The organism is Peribacillus deserti, from assembly GCF_002863585.1.
In the GTDB taxonomy this organism is placed as follows: domain Bacteria; phylum Bacillota; class Bacilli; order Bacillales; family DSM-1321; genus Paraperibacillus; species Paraperibacillus deserti_A.
This window is the reverse complement of the sequence record NZ_PGUY01000046.1, coordinates 1-14,985: the sequence shown is the minus strand read 5'-3', so window position 1 is coordinate 14,985 and position 14,985 is coordinate 1. Positions and strand designations below refer to the sequence as shown.

The following is a 14,985-nucleotide window of genomic DNA, read 5'->3' as shown; positions in this document are numbered from 1 at the left end:
CCAATTTTTGTTTCCTATTTTCTTAATAAGAAGTATAATATTTTCCCTAACAATATAGCTTTTGAATTGGGGAGTGCATTTAATGATTATCAATCAAAAAGAGTTCTTTGTTAAAGATTTAAACTATACTATTAGATTTGCTACTAAAAGTGATGCGGAAAAATTGTCTGATTTAAGGCTGCAGATTGATGGAGAATCTGAAAATATGGACAGAGAAAAGGGAGAAGACTTTATTGATCCGTCACGATTTGCGGATATTATTGAAACCGATACCAGCCATGCAAGAAACTTGTTTTTAGTTGCTGAACTGGATGGTAGGTTGATTGGTTATTCAAGATGTGTAGGCAGTGATTTAAAAAGATTTATACATAAAGTCGAATTTGGATTAGGTGTTCGGAAGGCTTACTGGGGATATGGGATTGGTAAAAATCTTATGAAAGAAACAATTTCCTGGGCTGACCTGAACAGGATTAAAAAAATTGTATTAAATGGTGTCCTTGAAACAAACGAAAGAGGTATTGAAATGTATAAAAGACTCGGTTTTGAAATAGAAGGTACAATGAAAAAAGATAGAGTCTTATCTGACGGAAGATATTATAACACTTATATAATGGCAAGATTTAATGAGTGTTAAGAGACTTGGGCGTCTTAAGTATAGAATACAACTTTACAGAAAAAACTTTCCCTTTTCTGATTATTATTCAAGACCCTAATGGGATTATATAAATTTCTTAATTTGAATGTCATACATACACTAATGTGTGAAAAGGTAATTGTTTTGTATCTGACGCTATTCTTACTTAACAAACTGGGCTAGTTAGTATATAGGAAGAGGGAAATATTTCAAAAGGGTGCTTTAGTAAAAAAACGACCAATAAAATTGTCTCTTAGCGGTAAAAAGTTTGACTAAAAAAGGCTTATTCGACATTTTAAAGGACCAAGAGTAATCTCCTTAATTTGGCGATTCCTCTTCTACTGAGTCCCGGCAGAATTGCTTATTATAGAACTGCTAAAGTAGCCAAATGTACTTTTCTAACTCACCCGTTACTACAAGTGTGAATTCTCATAAAGAGTTTATGTAAGGGGAAAAAAAGGGCTGTTCGCACATTCTAAAATTTTCCCTCTTATTTTTTTATCACCTTAACTAACTTAACCATTAGAAACCCAAGAAGAACAATTCCTACTAATATTAGTACTGGTGTTAAGGTATTTAATATCAATTACTTACCTCCTATGGTATATAGATAATTTACTAAACCACCCCCACTAATACCCACTAATAAAACTACATTAAAAGGCGACGAAGCACCGGTGAAAATTATTTACATTCGATAAATTTGTTAGTAGTCCTTCTTTAACTAACCTGCCTTTAGTAAAAAAATAAAAGCCAACCGAAGCAGCCACCCTTCTTGAACTAACGCTCTCCAAGATATGTCTTCAAATGCTTATAAATAATTCATCCGCCCTCTTACTTATCACTACTTCATCAAACCAAAAAGTAAGTGTTTCCTATAACATCGACTCCTATTAACAAAGTTCCGGTTACACAAAAAACAAAAACCCTTTATTTTTTAAAGGGTAATATTGGCTATAACCATCCTTAAGAAACCTATATCTTCTCGAATTTGTTTTTTGTATTTGGGATTAGTACATCTATTTAGGTCCATTAGAAGCCTGCCAAGTTCCCTCTTTAAAAGAAATTGTTCTTGATCTTCCATTTAGTCTCCCCGCTGGTGTCACAATTTAATGTTATTTACCCCTCATTCATGTTCCTAAAAACCAGAATTAGGCAGATTTTCTTTGTTTAACTAACGCATCCGTTAGTGAAAAATCAAAAACAATGCGTAATGGTAACCATCCAACGTCTCTGTATGAATAAGCTGTTTTTGACGAAAAATATCTAAGAAGGAAAGGAGGGTTAACTTTGGAAAATAACGAAAATAAAGAGAGTCTAAAAATAGCGAACAGATATTATCAGCCGGGAGATTATAACAGAGATGACCAGGTGTCGGTAGGATTAGCTACAACTCACGAGCAAGTGAGTGATAATTATATGGCAACTGAAAGTGCACCTCCAGAAAGCAGAGTTGCTCCAATTCCAAGAGAATCAACAGAAGAAAGAGAATAGGATTCCTCTTGTAAATGGGTACTGCGGAGAAGATGATATTTCTATCCGCTGTAAATTGAAGTATAAATTAACATTATTCGAAAATATATAAACACTGGGGGCTGCTGCGGCAGCCCTATTTTAGTTCCATTCAAAATGACAGCTTTGGAAAGAAATCATTTATATACTAAAATTAAATAAATTATATCTGATGAAAAGGGGAGAGATAAATGAGTAAAGTATTTGGTGAAAGACAGGAGAATAAAAAATAAATATGGAGACCAGCCGTTTATGGATTGATGTTTTATAAAGAGAAAAAGATAGCGGTTATACAAATACTAAAACAATGGTTTTTTAAAAGGCTCTTTTCTAAAAGATTGTTGTTTTTTTAATAGTTCTGTGAACAAACCCTATTGTGAAACAGGTTGATTGGAACGTAAGGTGCGAGACTCCTGCGGGAGCAGCGGGACAGGTGAGACCCCACAGGCGAAGCCGAGGAGGCTCAGCGCCCGCCCCGCGGAAAGCGAGCATCCTGTAGTGGAAATCAACCCCTTGTTCAATAACAACAAAGTTTGCGAAAACAGCCTTTTAAAAATATAAACTAAATTACGTTTTATATGCGATAGTGGCGTGTTTAAGGGGATTATTGTTTACCTACTGTATCGTTCAGACTTTCTGAGCTGCCAACGCTTCTTGAATCAACGGGTGCGTTAGTTAAATATAGAGGGTTTTATGCTGGAAACTTTTATGGCATAGTAGGCACAAACTGTGCGTTAGAAAAAGGAATAATTAAGTGAAAAAGATTTTATTTGTCATTAAAGATTGGTATATTTAGGAAAGTTCAAAAATGGAGTGTTTAGTATGAGTATACAATTATGTGTTGCTAATGAGTCTGATGCTCAGGTTCTTTTTGATATTCAAATATGTTCATTTAAACCTTTATTAGAGAAATACGAAGACTACGAAACAAGTCCTGCCAATGAGTCAATAGAGAAACTGATTTCTAGAATTAACTACCCTAATGGGGTATTCTATAAGATCATGTTTGATGGGAGTCTAGTCGGGGGGGTTCGAGTAGTATGGCAGGAAGAATCAACTCATTTTCGTTTGAGTATTATGTTCATTCATCCAGACTTTCAAGGATTGGGGTTAGCACAGAAGGTTTTCTCTATGTTAGATGATGTGTTTCCTCAAGCGACAAGTTGGGAACTAGATACCTTACTTGAGGAGACACGTAATTGTCACTTATATGAAAAGATGGGGTATGTTAAAACAGGTGTTTTTAGGAAAATAAATGATAAAACTACACTTGTATCTTACCAACGTATTTGCTGAACGGTTCGAACATACTGTTCAGAAATAGGCGTACCCTTCGGAGTTTTTTTACTACCGGTGCGTTAGGTTCAAGAAGAGGGGTGCTTAGGCAGCCTTTTCGGAATGTGTAGATAAAAAGAAATGCTAGAATAGGCTTAAAGAGGTGATGAAAAACACCTGTATTTCCAGATGAACTTCAGTTCCTTCCATTTTTGAATCGGAACCAATTTTTATTTGATACTTCCTCAAAGGCCATGCCATTTTATTATAATGATGCAACATATAAATACTCCAATGGAGAGGAAGGCTTTATTGTGAAAATTTCCCTATCTTACGGTGAAGTTAAAATACAAGTAATAAAACATAGCTCCATACATTGATATCTCTCTTGGATTTAAAACGAGTTGGAAAATTTGAAATTACAAATGATAAGAAAGACCGTGCCAGTGTGCTTTTGACTATTGATAATGATGATTCTGAACAAACAATTGAAATTGATTTTAAGGCGTATTTTAAGCTGATCATAAAAGATCATCTTTCTCGGTAAGTACAGATTCTAATTAAGCAAACGGGTTAGTTAGCAGCCCGGGCTGCGTTGAAGTCCTTTTTGATGCTGTACGAACAGAGGTTCAAAGAATTTGTGAGCTGGAACAAGAACGGAGGAGGATAATAATGCCTGTTCATGAATTTGGAATCATTGAAGATATTGAAAACGAGAAATATGAGATCGGTTATGAACCAATAAGATACAAATGTATATCGTTGATGATGATATTATTAATAGCCTAAGTGAGCATTTATCTATCATGAAAATGTACTTTCATTTGCTTAAACGCCAAGAGTTTGGTTTAGCTTATTGGGGAATTACAATTATTCCACCTGATTCATTATCATTATTCTATGAAACTGTTACATCTTCAACATTTTATGAAGAATCCTCCGCACTTAATGAATTGGCTACAAAGATTAATGATGCAAAAGAAGACAACAAACACATGATACATTATGGGGTTTAATTTTTAGTACATAGAAGCGTATTAGGATTAGCCCTTATTTGTTCTCTTTATCTAAAGGGTGGTTATCAGCAGGATTAACGGCCTTTTTTTGAATTCCTTATTGAACAATCGTGGCAGTTTAGTTCAACCAGAATACCTAGCCGATATTTTTTGCTCTGTTTAAGAATAATGGTGATTTTTGATGACTCTTCGAAATCTTACTTTTAGTTACCTGTCAGATGGTAAGAGATATAGGAATAATATATTACTGGATTAATAAAATTGAAACAGGAAGAAAAACGAGGTGATTTTATTTTAGAAAAACTCAGGAAAATTAATATGAAAACTGCTGTGTTTATGGGAATTATTTTTTACTCTTTGACTATCTTAATCCACTTTCTTATTATAAGCAAAAGTATTCCATTCACATGGGTCAATGGTGGAAGGTCTGAATCATTCGCTGAACAACTACCAATATCTGTTATAAATGTCGTTATTTCTATTATTGGAGTAGTTTTTACGTTGATTGTTGGTAGAATTAAACTATATAAATACAAAAGAGGAATAACCGTTATATGTTGGTTTTTTGTTGTACTTTGGTCTTTTGGATTTATACAACAATTGTTTGGAACACCTTTTGAAAAAATGGTTTGTTCGTTAGTGTTGATTATTGGAGTTATCTCGAACTTGCGTATGGCGATTGAAAAAAAATAGATGTAACTTTCTAATTAATAAGTTTGTGAATAATTACACTTAAACTAAAGGGTGCGTGTGCGGCCGAGCCTAGGTCGTATCATATAGCGGGTGGGATTCCCATCGAGTAAGAACTAGCCGTTCGCTCGTAGCGAGTCTTGGAGGGCTAAAGGTAACTTTAGTCTTTAAGCGTAGACAGTTAGGTGGGGTGGCGGGCCGAAAGCCAAATGGTTGAAGGGATTGAGCTCCATAATGTTAGTAAATCGAGAGGGCTGATGCCTTACGCACTGCAGAAAGCTACATTTTATCCTTCGTTAAGGGCAAGATGGATAAAACCTCTCTGGAGTCAGAGACCTTGGCACGTTACACATCGATATGATATGGCAACTCGGGAGACCCTACCGGTCTTTTCTTGTTAGAGGAGTATGGTGTACAAGCGATAAAAAGCAAGGAAACCAAATGCTGTGTAGGGAGTCGGATAGCAGCGTAGTACCAATGAAGTTGGGTAATGCCAATGGAGGAAAGGCTAGCTATCAGTTATCGCCCTTACTAGGGAAACATTTACTACACTCAGAGGTAGGGATGAATGGAGACAAAACTACTAAGGATAGCAGAATTAGCAAAATCTGAATCTAAGAGATTAGCTACATTTTGTGAATGGTAACTAGGAGGAGCCGTGTGCATTAATAGTGCAAGCACGGTTCTGTGAGGGGGGTGGAGTCCAATTTACCGCAAGGTAGAAAGGCTCCCTTCTACTCGACTAGTTAAATAAGGAGGGCTGCAACGATAACCTTTTTTATTTTTCACTAAAGGGGAGGAAGGTTAGTTTAGTAACAGGTTTCATGTTACGATTGAATAATCGGAGTAATATAGAAATCTTATGAGAGGATGAAGATAATGAAACAAATTGATAGTGACAAACTATATAAATTTGCTGCAATTTGCTTTGCTATTGCAGGAATTTCTTTTCTTACAGTGGGGATTTTAGGTGGCTTTCAAACATTCAATATTGTTTTGACAGTGTTGTTCGCTATAAATTCCATACTATTTTTCTCCTTAGATAAGATGAAGACAAATAAAGACCTAAATTAATTAAACTTGGGTTATGACTAGAGCTACCATTAAGGTCGCTTTTTTCTTATTGAAATAAAGGGTGCGTTAGTGAAAGAATGGAGGCTGCTGAAGCAGCCTTCGCTAGAAGAAATCTTTCCTTATTTTTCCGATAAGATGGGCGTAGACTCTGGTTGTTTCACTTTTTTCGTGTCCGAGTAAAGTCTGAATAACTTCAAGAGGGGCCCCATTATTTAATAAATGAGTCGCATAACTGTGGCGGAATTGGTGGGGATGGATATTTTTATTGAAGGCTGCTCTTTTCGAAATTCGCTTTATGATGTAACGTATCTGGGCTGTACTCATCCTATGAGGACAGCGTTCCGTGACAAATAGGGCTGAATCTTGATCCTGCCGGTCATCCAGGTAACGCTTTAACCAAATGTCACTGCGAGTATTAAAATAAACTTCACGTTCTTTATCTCCTTTCCCTCTGACTATCGCTGACCTGCTGGACCAATCTATGTGCTCTTTGTTGAGCATTGCTAGTTCACCAATCCTGCACCCTGTCGAAAACATAAATTCAAACAATGCATTTTCCATTGGTGAATAACAAACCTCTCTTAGTAATTCGATCTCCTGTTCAGAAAGAAATTTTGGTATTCGCTGCCCCAATTTAGGCTCTTTTATTTTTGCAGCTGGGTTGTGATTTAAATAGCCTTCTTCATATGCCCACCTAAGTAAGGATTTTATGAATCGTATCCGGTGTGCAAGACTTGCTGGCTTCAAATGATCCCCATTACTTATAAGGTATTGTTTTAAATCTTCCGTGGTAAGTGTTGTTATATCTATGTCCTTGAAATATTTTATCAGTAGGTACAATTGAACTTTGTATGCTTTTATCGTATGAGGGGAATAACCTTCAATCCGTTTATCGACTTCATAATTTTCCCACGCTTTGGTTAATAACATATAATCTCCTCCTGATTGACTATCTAGAAGGGATTATCTCCAGTTAAAATACCACTTAATACACTTTAGTCTGAATATTGACCTAAAGAGAGCATTAATAAAGAAGGAGGGCTGGCTGCTACATCAGCTTTTTTTTGTTCTTCAGCTAACGGGCAGGTTAATTTAAGTGTAATTATTCACAATCTGTATTTCTAAATGTCCTATTCCTCCACACAAAAGGACTCCCATCACATGAAAAAGGAGAATGATTTCATTATGAAATCATCCCCTCAAATAGTTTGAAAATGCTTATAGTGATATTACTCCTCAATTACTAGCTAAACGTTTTTCAAATTCAGCCTTAAACAGCAGAATAGCATCAATATTTACAGCAAAATCGTGGTCACTGATATTAAAATTAGTTATAAACTCGTCAGACTTCTCACGAACCATAATTGTCGGAAGGTTATTGTCTCCAATAGTTTCCAGAGTTACACCACTTCCATAAATATACCAGTTAGTTTCAGTAGGCTTATTTGCTGCATTTTTAGATAAATCATTTTTTATTATTTCGCATAAATTATCCATAAAATCTTCATTAAGATTAATGATTTTTCCATGATCACCATCAACTGATATATCAGCATCTCCATACCAAATATTCCTGCTTGCTCGCCTTCCTTCGTTTGAAGTGTATGTTTCATCATACAAAATCTTCATTTTCATTACCCTCCGTAAAACATAATTACTTTACACTATTTTACAACAATTAGAAATTTTAAACAAAATTGCTGTTAGTCTCACTAACTTGTAAGAGTCAGCAAGCTTCTTCTTTGTACAAGAAGCTAAAAGAATATTATGATCGAAAACGAAATGAAGGAAAGCCTTCAAAAGTAGCGATGATCGCTTGTGTAACCAAGCTCTTACACTGGATTTATGCAATCCTAAAAAGAAATGAGCAATTCCTAGACTTGGCTTAATCCACAAGAAAAAGCAGCTTATGAAAAACCTTCCAATTGAGAGTTGGAGGGTTATTTGGCGTGTCTTCAAAAAGTATAACACCGAAGAAAATATATTTTAATAAAAAGTTCTTGACTCCTATTAGCTGGTTTAGTTTAAGCAGGCTGCTTTTACTGACTTTCTAATGTAGTAAGTAAGTTTCCAAAATCAAGGAAAGCTAACCAAGTTGTCACGACTTCTGTATACCCTTTACATTCTCTAAATATGAAAATAGCGAGAACTAGGCTTACACTAAGTTTCTCGCTTTACAGTAATGTAATTGTATTAGAATTTAACTAATCTGCATTTTGATGAATTTAAAGATTTTATCAAAGTCATTTTGAGGAATATGGGTGATTTTATTTTTCTTGCTTCCAAATAAACCAGGTTTTTTCAACTCAATAACGGTTGCAGTGATACCAAGTGCTTTAAGGATATCATGGTCAATTTCTGTATAATCCGCGTATTTAAGCTCATGGGGTTTTACTTTCCCGAAAGGCTTTACTTCCGCCAATACCACTTTTTTATTCGTTACAAATAGGTATCCAAATGTCGTTCCGCTGAAGGCACCTGTAGACAGGAAATAAATCTTTTCACCAACAAGGTTTTTCTTTACAGTATCTAGAGCCTTCATAAATTGTTGACGATCGGTTTTAGGCAATGTTTCTGCTTCAGTACGAAGAGCTTCATAAGTTGAATATTCTCCTACAATCGTTATCTCGATATTAATTTTAGTCATGATGATGGATCCTCTCAGTTTATTATTACACCTTTATTATACTGCCTTTCTTCAAATAATGGGTGCTTTAATCACGAACGTAGGGCTGAAATGGCAGTCTTTTCTTTTGGATTTAGTCTATTATTAGGAACTAATCCAGGCATTAATTAGCTTATAGGTGCCGAGGGAAATCTTGAACCTATATTCATTGCTTCCTATAAATAAAAAGTTTTTTTAAGATAAAAAAATCAACGGTACATATGAATTATTTTTAGGTAAAATGAAAGAATTAAATGCGAAAAAAGGAGGAATATGCATGAAACTATTAAAGGGGCAAAAGGTGGATATAACAAAGGCACGAGCTATCTCGGACATAGTGGTTACCCTGGATTATTCCTCCGGGAAAAAGGACATGGAGATTGATGGGGCTGCTTTTTTATTAGAAGAAAACGGAAAATGCAAGGGAGACGAAGGTTTCGTATTTTATGGGCAGCCTGCAACCGCAGATTGCTCTGTTCGCCATACTTTGAATAAAAGGCAGAATGAAATTCATATTCAATTGAAAACAGCCCCAACTCATGTTCAGAAAATCGCCTTTACGTTAACCATTCATGAAGGAGAACAGAGGGGTCATTTTTTCAATCAAGTTACGTCTTCCAAAATGTTTATTAAAGATAAGCGAACAGGGGAAATCATGTACGAGTTCCCGTTTGGGGAAGGGCTATCCCGAGAGACTGCGATTGTCGTTGGCGAGTTATATCGGCATAATGGCGAATGGAAGCTGAATGCAATTGGCAGTGGATTTTTTGGCGGATTGGCAGCCCTTTGCCAGAACTTTGGCATTGAAGTAAAACAGGAACCTGCAGCACCTGAAATTCCTCCTCAAACAGGAATTCAAGGCTGCTACGGACCCTTTTTCGTTGCTAACAAATGGCTGCTTCGGCTGCCTTATTTATTTCATGTTTCACTAGCAGGCAGGTTAGGTAAAGATAAATAAAAATCTATACATTTCTATTGTCATTACAGTATGTTATAATGTAAACAAACCTTTGAAGCTTTAAAACTTTTTATATTACCTGTACCATCTCCCTACTCGAACAATGAGTAGGGTTTTTTAATAAGTATTATAAGGAGAATATAAAAAAACAAGCTCTTTTAATAAAGAACTTGTTTTTGTCATCGATATGAAATTAAGCTTTTTGAACGTTAGTAGCTTGTGGTCCGCGTTGACCTTGCTCAACGTCAAAAGTAACTTTTTGACCTTCGTCTAAAGATTTGAATCCTTCAGATTGGATAGCAGAGAAATGTACGAATACGTCTTCTCCACCTTCGCGTTCGATGAATCCGAAGCCTTTTTCTGCGTTAAACCATTTTACTGTACCTTGTTCCATTTTTGTTGCCTCCTAGTGCGTTAAAACACAATGTATTACTATCCTTGCCCAAAGTGATTCTCAAGAAGAAAAGTCCATATTCATACTATCCCATTACACCGAACAAAAATAATTCTTTTTTATCATAACAGGATACTGAAGATATTGCAAATTATTGAAGGCTGAATAGTGGGTTTTTCAATGGGTGAGGCTATTTGAATAAAGATTTAAGTTTTTTGTACATTGTAATTTATGGATATAATATATTGAGTATAAACGTTACTTACACATGGCTGATTATTTAAAATAGGGGGACAATAAATGTCCAAGGTGAACCAAAGAAAAAGATACTCGGTCGTTGTTGAAGGAAATGGTAAAATTGAGCATGCGGTAATAATTGCAGAGAGTTTGGACCTCATGTATTGGCAAGTACACAAGCTGTATGGACACTTATTGAAAGACGAAGATGGTAGAGATGTCGGGAAAGTTTCATTTGTAGAATCCGCACTAACTTAAATCCTAAAGGCACTCATAAATGGGTGTCTTTTCTTTTTGAAATTAACGTACTCATTAGCTGTTTTTCTAATCTATAAGGAGCGAATTGAAGTCCCATTTTTAATAAGTGGATGCTTTAGCATATTGTGCAGAAGGGACTTGGTACCTCAACTGGATGCCGATGATACTTCTTTTATCTACCGTTATAAAAATTTTTGAATTTTGTCTATTTACAAGAAAATTATAAATATATATAATCCTATTTAAATACTTGGAATTAGTAGGCGGTGTAAAATGAGCATAGGCATTACATTAATGGGACTACTTGTGGGTTTTTTAGTAGGCTTGACTGGAGTAGGAGGAGCAGCACTTCTAACTCCCGTATTAATATTAATAGGGATTAATCCTTCGATTGCTGTGGGTACTGATCTAGTCTATAATTCTATTACTAAACTATTTGGGGCTTCTCAACATTGGAGACAAAAAACAGTTAATGGTCAGATGGTTAAGTATTTGGCGATAGGAAGTATTCCGAGTGCGGTAGCTGCAATAGTTGCCCTTCACTATTTTGAGTCTTATTTCCATAACCAAGAACAGATTATTAGGCATTCCCTAGGATATATTCTGATCTTAGTTTCACTAGCTATCCTTCTAAGAACTGTTATAGAGAAAAAGATAAGACCTAACCGTTGGCAGCTTAAACCTTTGGAAGAAAAGAAGATGTTGACGATTTTAATTGGTATCGTATTTGGATTTATAGTTGGACTCACTTCTTTAGGTTCAGGTTCTCTATTCGCCGTAGCCATGATTTTTCTGTATCAAATGAAGACATCAGAGATGATTGGTACTGATATTGTTCATGCTTTTCTTTTGGTTTCAGTCGCAGGATTACTTCATATTGGTTATGGAAATATAAACTATATGCTTGTGGGTAATTTACTTATTGGGTCTATTCCCGGAGTGATTATTGGCAGCAAAATTTCTGCGAAGGTTCCGACAAGACCGCTGCGCACTGTTGTTGCTCTGTTAATACTTGTTAGTGGATTAAAGTTGGTATAGGGTACCTATGTATTATAAAAAATGAAATGTAGGCTTTTTTGTTTAGAACAATTAGACCCCGTAGGCTGTTTGTTTTTCCTTAAAAGAGGTCGGTGCGAAAAGGGAATTTAATCGGTGGAATTAGAAGAGCTTATTTAACTATAGGGTGCGTTAGTTAAAGGCAATGAGCTGTTTCGGCTGCCCTTTTTGTTTTACTAACAATTGTATTGAGGAATTATGAAGAAATCGCCCAGGGCGGTTCTTTTTTTGTTTATAGGAAGGCTATGTTAAAGGTCATTGTTGTTTTTTGCACGATGTTGATTGGAACGGATATGCGAGACTCCTGCGGGAAAAGCGGGGCAAGGGAGACCCCACAGGCTTCAACGCCGAAGAGGCTCCCGGACCGCCCCGCGGAAAGCGAGTGCCTGCTAGCTGCAATCAACAGCGATGTTTAACAGAGCTTATGGAAAAAGAAGGGGAAAACTTGTTCTTCGATAATAAGTATTTATATGTTCCTTTAGGAGGCAAAGGGTTATGGTATGGAAAAGGATCTTAACCGTATCTACCATTACAGTTTTATTCTTGGGATTTAGAGGGTTCTATCTATTTAAATGGTCGCATAGTGAATCAGGTTCGATAAAAGGATTTCCGGTACCAAAAGGGGCAGACCTTACTAAAGATAAAAAATCCGTTCAAGAATATTACTGGTCATTTGCCTCGGAGGAAAACGGACTCCCCGAATGGTATGAAATGACGATCAGTTATGCGGCTGGAATTTAACCACCTATGAAAAAGACGGTCGAATGGCAGAAGTAATGTCCTTAAATGATTATCTTTCTATAGGCAAAAGTCATTCCGAAAAAGAGGATCATCCGCTTACACCGACCTTCAAGGCTGAAGGAAAAGAGCTAATAGGGCTTGAAGGACGAATAGGAATCAATAATTCACCGCTTAAACACCAGGCATACAATAAAGTTTTGTGGCACTTATGGGGCAACCCATCCGAAATAAAGGGAAAGTTTAAAGTAATAGGCACCGATTTAAAATCTGGCAAACAGGAGCCCGTTTTGTTAGTAAATTCGGAAGGTAAAGAAAAGACATGGGAATATGAGGGCCATTATACTCAGCCCAATTTACGAGCTGCTAAAACCATTCCTTCCGCCTTATGGTTCGATACGCCAGGAAAGTGAAATTTAAGTGTCTACGTAGATGGTAATCATTACGCAGACCTGATTGTGGAGGTTGGGAATCGAAATTTAGGACCAGAACTTTTTAAAGGGATTAACAGCTGCAGTTGCGGATTCCTTCTATAACTAAAGAGTGCTTTAGTTGAAGAAGATATACTGCTACGGCAGCCTTATTAGTGAAGCCAATGAGGGTTATTTCGTAAAAAACAAAAAAGGTAAAACTCAGAAAATATTGAGTTTTACCTTTTTTGAAGGGTCATTGCCTTCTATTAATTAAGTTAAGATGATAGTGTTATTAATGTCTGTGATTTCGTCCTCTTACAGATTTCATAATAAAACTAACAATAAGAATTAAAATTATAGCTCCGATCAATGCTGGAAGAATGGCAAAACCGGCAATATGAGGACCCCAATCACCAAAAATCAATCCGCCTAACCAGGCACCAATAAACCCGGCGATGATATTTCCAATTACGCCTCCTGGAACGTCACGGCCTAGAATCATTCCAGCTAACCAACCAATAATGCCACCTATAATTAATGACCATAAAAATTCCATTTTATCAAGTCTCCTTCACTTATTTTCAGCGTCTCCGCATATTTATATCTGCCCTCTACAGATATCTTTTAAACCAAAGAAGATTTTTTCAGTGTTTTCCAATAACAAGTGGCGAAAGATCATTGGCAATCATTGGATTGCAACCCACGTGTTTAATAATGGGCAGGTTGAACATGTTTTCTAATCACTGGTTGAAAAGCAAATCCCTAAAACTGAATTTCCGAGAATCAACTTCACCTTGCTAAGCTAACGGGTGCGTTAGTCAGCTAGAATTGGCTGCGGAGGGGTTGAATAAGGGCGGCTATTGAACGTTATTGTACAGACGGAAGACAAACGGGAAGTACTGTGTTTTAGAATACTAATTCTTCTTCAGCTAACGGATACGTTTAGTTGAAGATCGTATGGCTGCTTAGCAGCCTTTTATTGTTTAACTCACGGGGAGGTTAGTTGAACAGGAAGATTTTTCCTAGTTTATAAATGTGGATAAATTAGGAAGTGATAAATTTCCTGTAAATTGTTTTCTGGATAACTCCAAGAGGGTAAAAGATTTTATTAAATACATCTGAGAGGGGACTTGAATGCATGACATAGAACAATTTTTATTGAAGAGAGAACTTGGAAGGCTTCTGATGGATTTGCAAAGGTGTTCACACCCACACTACAAAAAAATGATTCGTAATGACATCTATTTTCTTAGAAAAATCATAGCTAATAAAGATTCCCCTTTTAATGAATAAAAAGTAGGGGAATTTTTTTTTATTTCCTACTCCATGGGGAGTTATGTATATTTACTTAATTATGAAGAAGAGATCAAATCCTCTTACTTCAACTAATGGGTGCGATAGTTTAATTAGGATGGTTGAGTTTGCAGCTCTCTTTGTCGTAGTTGACAAATACGACAAGTATTCCTCCTTTTTAGGAATTTCATCACAGTACTTCTAATCAAAATAAGAATTGATGCACCATTTTAATTTTCTACATGCGGTCCCCAGCGTCCTAAACCCAACTCTCCTACCAAGCTTCTAAAATCCAGTAATAATTCTACCGGGTCTATACTGTCCTAATATCCTTCTTGCTAACCAACCAATAAAAATATCGGTAATTAATGAACATAAAAGTTCTATTCCTTACATCCCTCCGCCGTAGAAAAATTAGCAAAAGTATTCTTAGTGGTTCTTCGACTTCTAAATTAGGGTAATTAAAAAATAAATTATTAACAAACGGAGATGAAATTATGAAAAGAAAGCCTATTATTGGTATAACTTGTTCAAACATAGAGTATTCAGGTATAACGAGTAGTTTATTGCATTATAGCTATTCTGATTCTGTAATTAATGCCGGTGGGATTCCTATAATATTACCCATTGGTAACAAGGAAATAACGGAGAAAATGTTTTCTATATGCGATGGTATTCTTTTAAGTGGCGGTGAAGACATAAATCCTCAGCTGTTTGGTGCTGAACCTCATCCAAAGTTAGGAAAAATTATACCCGAAAGAGACAGCATGGA

General features: G+C 36.1%; 16 protein-coding genes and 2 pseudogenes. 13 read left to right on the top strand and 5 right to left on the bottom strand.

What is annotated here, in order from left to right:
* Positions 1-82 precede the first annotated feature (82 nt).
* The 6 genes and pseudogenes from CUU66_RS14850 (at position 83) to CUU66_RS14820 (ending at position 6,201) form a co-directional block, all read left to right on the top strand.
* Positions 83-634 carry a GNAT family N-acetyltransferase gene (locus CUU66_RS14850; protein ID WP_101643514.1) on the top strand — a complete coding sequence of 184 codons (552 nt, stop codon included), beginning with the start codon at positions 83-85 and terminating at the stop codon, positions 632-634.
* Between the two features lie 1,290 nt (positions 635-1,924).
* Complete coding sequence (locus tag CUU66_RS14845) at positions 1,925-2,128, top strand: YozQ family protein (RefSeq protein WP_101643513.1); 204 nt, start codon at positions 1,925-1,927, stop codon at positions 2,126-2,128.
* Between the two features lie 840 nt (positions 2,129-2,968).
* Positions 2,969-3,442 (top strand): GNAT family N-acetyltransferase, encoded by a 474-nt coding sequence (locus CUU66_RS14840; protein WP_101643511.1) that lies wholly within the window; start codon positions 2,969-2,971, stop codon positions 3,440-3,442.
* 645 nt (positions 3,443-4,087) lie between these two features.
* Positions 4,088-4,437 (top strand): annotated as a pseudogene (locus tag CUU66_RS14835) (short-chain dehydrogenase).
* A gap of 261 nt (positions 4,438-4,698) precedes the next feature.
* The gene (locus CUU66_RS14830; protein WP_101643510.1) at positions 4,699-5,130 is read left to right on the top strand and encodes a hypothetical protein; all 432 of its coding nucleotides are present in this window, start codon (positions 4,699-4,701) and stop codon (positions 5,128-5,130) included.
* 876 nt (positions 5,131-6,006) lie between these two features.
* Positions 6,007-6,201, top strand: coding sequence for a hypothetical protein (locus CUU66_RS14820; RefSeq protein WP_101643506.1), 195 nt, complete (start codon positions 6,007-6,009; stop codon positions 6,199-6,201).
* Positions 6,202-6,303: 102 nt separating this feature from the next.
* On the opposite strand, the gene CUU66_RS14815 is transcribed toward CUU66_RS14820, so the two are convergent.
* Positions 6,304-7,131, bottom strand: coding sequence for a tyrosine-type recombinase/integrase (locus CUU66_RS14815; RefSeq protein WP_101643504.1), 828 nt, complete (start codon positions 7,129-7,131; stop codon positions 6,304-6,306).
* Positions 7,132-7,437: 306 nt separating this feature from the next.
* Positions 7,438-7,830: a hypothetical protein gene (locus tag CUU66_RS14810; protein ID WP_101643502.1), complete on the bottom strand. Its 393-nt coding sequence runs from the start codon at positions 7,828-7,830 to the stop codon at positions 7,438-7,440.
* A 119-nt stretch (positions 7,831-7,949) separates the two neighbouring features.
* Here CUU66_RS14810 and CUU66_RS14805 point away from each other — a divergent pair.
* A pseudogene (locus CUU66_RS14805) lies at positions 7,950-8,090 on the top strand (IS110 family transposase); the annotation flags it as partial.
* 311 nt (positions 8,091-8,401) lie between these two features.
* On the opposite strand, the gene CUU66_RS14800 reads toward CUU66_RS14805, so the two are convergent.
* Entirely contained in the window at positions 8,402-8,848 is a 447-nt protein-coding gene (locus CUU66_RS14800; RefSeq protein ID WP_101643500.1) for a PH domain-containing protein, read from the bottom strand.
* A gap of 295 nt (positions 8,849-9,143) precedes the next feature.
* On the opposite strand from CUU66_RS14800, the gene CUU66_RS14795 reads away from it, so the two are divergent.
* The gene (locus CUU66_RS14795; RefSeq protein WP_180955298.1) at positions 9,144-9,824 is read left to right on the top strand and encodes a TerD family protein; all 681 of its coding nucleotides are present in this window, start codon (positions 9,144-9,146) and stop codon (positions 9,822-9,824) included.
* A 193-nt stretch (positions 9,825-10,017) separates the two neighbouring features.
* On the opposite strand, the gene CUU66_RS14790 is transcribed toward CUU66_RS14795, so the two are convergent.
* Positions 10,018-10,218, bottom strand: a complete 201-nt coding sequence (locus CUU66_RS14790) for a cold-shock protein (protein ID WP_101643497.1) — start codon at positions 10,216-10,218, stop codon at positions 10,018-10,020.
* 300 nt (positions 10,219-10,518) lie between these two features.
* Between CUU66_RS14790 and CUU66_RS14785 the strand changes: the two genes are divergently transcribed.
* The 4 genes from CUU66_RS14785 (at position 10,519) to CUU66_RS14770 (ending at position 12,920) form a co-directional block, all read left to right on the top strand.
* On the top strand, positions 10,519-10,713 hold the full coding sequence (locus CUU66_RS14785) for a hypothetical protein (RefSeq protein ID WP_101643495.1): 195 nt from the start codon (positions 10,519-10,521) through the stop codon (positions 10,711-10,713).
* 273 nt (positions 10,714-10,986) lie between these two features.
* Complete coding sequence (locus tag CUU66_RS14780; RefSeq protein ID WP_101643493.1) at positions 10,987-11,751, top strand: sulfite exporter TauE/SafE family protein; 765 nt, start codon at positions 10,987-10,989, stop codon at positions 11,749-11,751.
* Between the two features lie 513 nt (positions 11,752-12,264).
* Positions 12,265-12,510: a hypothetical protein gene (locus CUU66_RS14775; protein ID WP_101643491.1), complete on the top strand. Its 246-nt coding sequence runs from the start codon at positions 12,265-12,267 to the stop codon at positions 12,508-12,510.
* A 23-nt stretch (positions 12,511-12,533) separates the two neighbouring features.
* A complete protein-coding gene (locus tag CUU66_RS14770) occupies positions 12,534-12,920 on the top strand; it encodes a DUF4871 domain-containing protein (protein ID WP_101643489.1) in 387 nt (128 codons plus the stop codon).
* Between the two features lie 292 nt (positions 12,921-13,212).
* On the opposite strand, the gene CUU66_RS14765 is transcribed toward CUU66_RS14770, so the two are convergent.
* Positions 13,213-13,476: a GlsB/YeaQ/YmgE family stress response membrane protein gene (locus CUU66_RS14765; protein ID WP_026693513.1), complete on the bottom strand. Its 264-nt coding sequence runs from the start codon at positions 13,474-13,476 to the stop codon at positions 13,213-13,215.
* 1,234 nt (positions 13,477-14,710) lie between these two features.
* On the opposite strand from CUU66_RS14765, the gene CUU66_RS14760 reads away from it, so the two are divergent.
* Positions 14,711-14,985 (top strand): gamma-glutamyl-gamma-aminobutyrate hydrolase family protein (locus CUU66_RS14760; protein WP_142383735.1); only part of this gene is annotated, 275 nt, incomplete at its 3' end.